This is a genomic window from Endozoicomonas sp. (genome assembly GCF_031844845.1).
Classification (GTDB): domain Bacteria; phylum Pseudomonadota; class Gammaproteobacteria; order Pseudomonadales; family Endozoicomonadaceae; genus Endozoicomonas.
The window spans coordinates 1-3,303 of the sequence record NZ_JAVRMB020000052.1 but is presented as its reverse complement, the minus strand read 5'-3'; the positions used below and the strand labels follow the sequence as shown (position 1 = coordinate 3,303).

Annotated in this window: 3 protein-coding genes; 2 read left to right on the top strand and 1 reads right to left on the bottom strand. The window is 45.8% G+C overall.

Annotated elements, in window-relative coordinates:
* Window position 1: 1 nt before the first annotated feature.
* Window positions 2-1,063, bottom strand: a complete 1,062-nt coding sequence (locus tag RM811_RS02270; protein WP_402520360.1) for a PLP-dependent cysteine synthase family protein — start codon at window positions 1,061-1,063, stop codon at window positions 2-4.
* A gap of 305 nt (window positions 1,064-1,368) precedes the next feature.
* Between RM811_RS02270 and RM811_RS02265 the strand changes: the two genes are divergently transcribed.
* Window positions 1,369-2,508 (top strand): hypothetical protein, encoded by a 1,140-nt coding sequence (locus RM811_RS02265; RefSeq protein WP_402520358.1) that lies wholly within the window; start codon window positions 1,369-1,371, stop codon window positions 2,506-2,508.
* 208 nt (window positions 2,509-2,716) lie between these two features.
* Window positions 2,717-3,303, top strand: a 587-nt coding sequence (locus RM811_RS02260; RefSeq protein WP_402520356.1) for a hypothetical protein, incomplete at its 3' end; no start/stop codon positions are given.

Here is a 3,303-nt window from a genome sequence, read left to right as displayed (position 1 = left end):
CCTAAAGCCCCACACCTGAAACCAGCTGTGATATTTTAGTTAGCCACGGTTGTATATCTCCCACTTGAGCTGCAATCCAGTCGGGGTTGTAACAGGTATCAAGGTATCTCTCACCACTATCACACAATAAGGTAACCACTGACCCCTCTTCTGAGCAGGCTCTCATTTCTGAGGCTATTTGCAGGGCACCATAAAGGTTGGTTCCTGTACTTGGACCCGCTTTTCGACCAAGAATCGTTTCCAGCCAGTGAATGGTAGCAATCGCTGCAGCATCAGGCACACGACGCATATCATCAATCACCCCCGGGATAAACGAAGGCTCAACTCGTGGACGGCCAATCCCTTCTATTCGGGAGCTCCGGTCAATAGTCAGGCTTATATCTCCACTGAGGTAATAGTCCATAAAGACGGAATGCTCAGGATCGACGACACATAGCTGAGTATCCAGCCTCTGGTACCGGATATAACGCCCAAGCGTTGCTGATGTCCCCCCCGTTCCGGGGCTCATTACAATCCAGCTGGGCACCGGATGAGGCTCAGCCCGCATCTGTCGAAAGATAGAATCGGCAATATTATTATTGCCTCGCCAGTCTGTAGCACGTTCTGCATAAGTAAACTGGTCCATGTAGTGGCCATTCAGCTCTTTGGCCAGCCGTTGCGACTCTGCATAAATCTCACTGGAACAACTCACCAGATGACACTGACCACCATAGAATTCAATCTGTCGTATCTTGTGAATGGATGTCGATCTGGGCATTACTGCGATAAAAGGCAAACCCAGCAACCGGGCAAAATAGGCCTCAGAGACAGCGGTGCTTCCAGAGGATGATTCAATAATGGTGGTATTCTGATTTACCCAACCATTGCAAATAGCATAGAGAAACAGAGAGCGAGCCAGACGATGTTTCAAACTGCCGGTGGGATGAGTACTCTCATCTTTAAGGTACAGGTCTATCCCGTTCAGTCCAGGCAAGTCTAACCGTACCAGATGTGTATCTGCGCTACGCTGAAAATCAGCTTCAATCTTACCAATCGCCTCGTTGACCCAATGATGAGAATTCATAACCGTCACCCCCTCCCCAATTAAAATGCTTCCCTATAAATTTATCGTGCCTGGTCGCCAAATCCTTCATGAGCAATCAGCGTTTTGTTCTTTTGCACGTTATCGGTAAACTCTATACGAATAGTTTATGGCTTCGGGGAGAGAAAAGTATTTCATCATCCCTGACCATTGGTTTACTAATAGAAAATTAATTATCAAAAATACGCCGTAGGTAGAATTATTTTTCTCTACAGGCAAATTAGATTGTATTTTGCTATAAAAAATAGTCAATTCTCTCCTTTTTACTTCTGGAACCCATCTCATTTATGCAAATTTATCGTGTTGGCGGTGCTGTACGAGACAAATTGTTGGGGCTACCGATCAAAGACCACGACTGGGTTGTGGTAGGAGCCACTCCGGAATTGATGAAAAAGCAGGGCTATCAGCCGGTAGGACGAGACTTCCCGGTATTCCTGCACCCGAAAACCAAAGAAGAATATGCCCTGGCACGAACAGAACGTAAAAGCGGCCATGGTTACGCTGGCTTTACTTTTCATACCGCCAGCGACATATCTCTGGAGGAGGACCTGCTCCGCAGGGATTTAACCATTAACGCCATGGCAGAAGATGGTTTCGGCCATATTATTGACCCTTATGGGGGCCAAAAAGACTTGGAGAATCGCCTGCTACGCCACGTATCCACGGCTTTTCAGGAAGATCCGTTGCGAATCCTCCGGGTTGCTCGCTTTGCCGCAAGGCTCAACCCACTTGGCTTTCGTGTCGCCAGAGAAACCCTTGAATTGATGAAAAGCATGGTTAGCAGTGGTGAAGCAGCTCATCTGGTACCAGAAAGAGTATGGCAGGAGACCTTCAAAGCCCTGATGGAGCCTAACCCTGCGGTGTACTTCCAAACGCTTGAACGCTGTGGAGCTCTGGAAGCTGTCATGCCAGAACTCAGCCACTTTATCCATAACCAGGCCCTGCAGTTTCTGAACACCTCCGCTGAGGAAGACAGTTCAGCACTGCTTCGATTCAGTTGCCTGTTTATACCTTCATTGCCACAGACAGAAAGTGAGCGGGATGAAAATTTACTTCACATTCAAAAATTTTCATCCAGACTGCACGTACCGACAGAGTTTTCAGAGCAGGCTCTACTGACAGCAGAGTATTCCGAAAAAACGGTAAATACCCTCAGGCTCCCGGAAGCGGAATCCCTGATGTCTTTATTTGAAGTGACTGATGCTCTTCGGAGACCCGAACGCTTTGAGCACTTAACTAACACGCTGATGTACTGTTTTGAAGATCTATCACAGCAAAAACATCAACTAATCGAATGCCTGAAAGAATGTTTAGCTATTAAAGCGAGGGATGTTATTTCAGAAAACATAAAAGGCAAAGCAGTTGGTGAAGCTTTAAGAAGGGCCAGGGTCCAATGGCTTGAGACCAAAAATCATCCAGAAAAATAGATTTACCATTTAAAATCATATAATTAAGAGCTAACAAAACCTTACCCCAAGCTCTTAATTCTATTCTAAACCCCTTTATCTAGCCCGCTACTTTATTAATCAATATCAAAGTGGAACAAAACTACAAATAAACTGTCCAAACGTTCAGTCAATAACAATTGATGCAATCAAATCATAAACACAACCAAACTGAATAAGGACATATATCATGACAATTAATGCAATTCCAGCGCCAACCCCTGGACTGTATCCTGATCTTTCGAAGGTAGCACCGCCTGCTCAGCCGACGGTCCAACAGCCGTCTACTGTATATAATCAGCCTGTAACTGCAGTAGAACCAACAGCTTCAACTGTACAATCTTCTGTCGGCACGGCATCTGGCGAAACTCAAGCCGAGAAGAAAACCTGGGGACAATGGATCACTACTCCTTTTACAAACGTCAAAAATTACTTCTCTGATAAAAAGTCAGATACAACAGGAACGCCTGCAGCCAGTCAGCCTGCTCAGGCTACCACTGCAAAAACGGAAAGCAGCACACCGAAAGCAGCCCCGGAAAAGGCAGAAGAGAAAAAGGAAACAGTTACCATATCAACTGCAATTCCTCCTGAGAAAACACTGGGCCAACGAGCGATTTCTGCTGTCAAAACAGTGCTTTCCTACATGGCTCTGCCCTTCAAATTTTTGGGCTACGTGGCTTATCACGTAATTTACAGGCCTCTGAATGCCTTCGTGATCACACCGCTGAAGAATGTATACAACTACTTCTTCAACCCTGAAAAATACTATGCACAAAG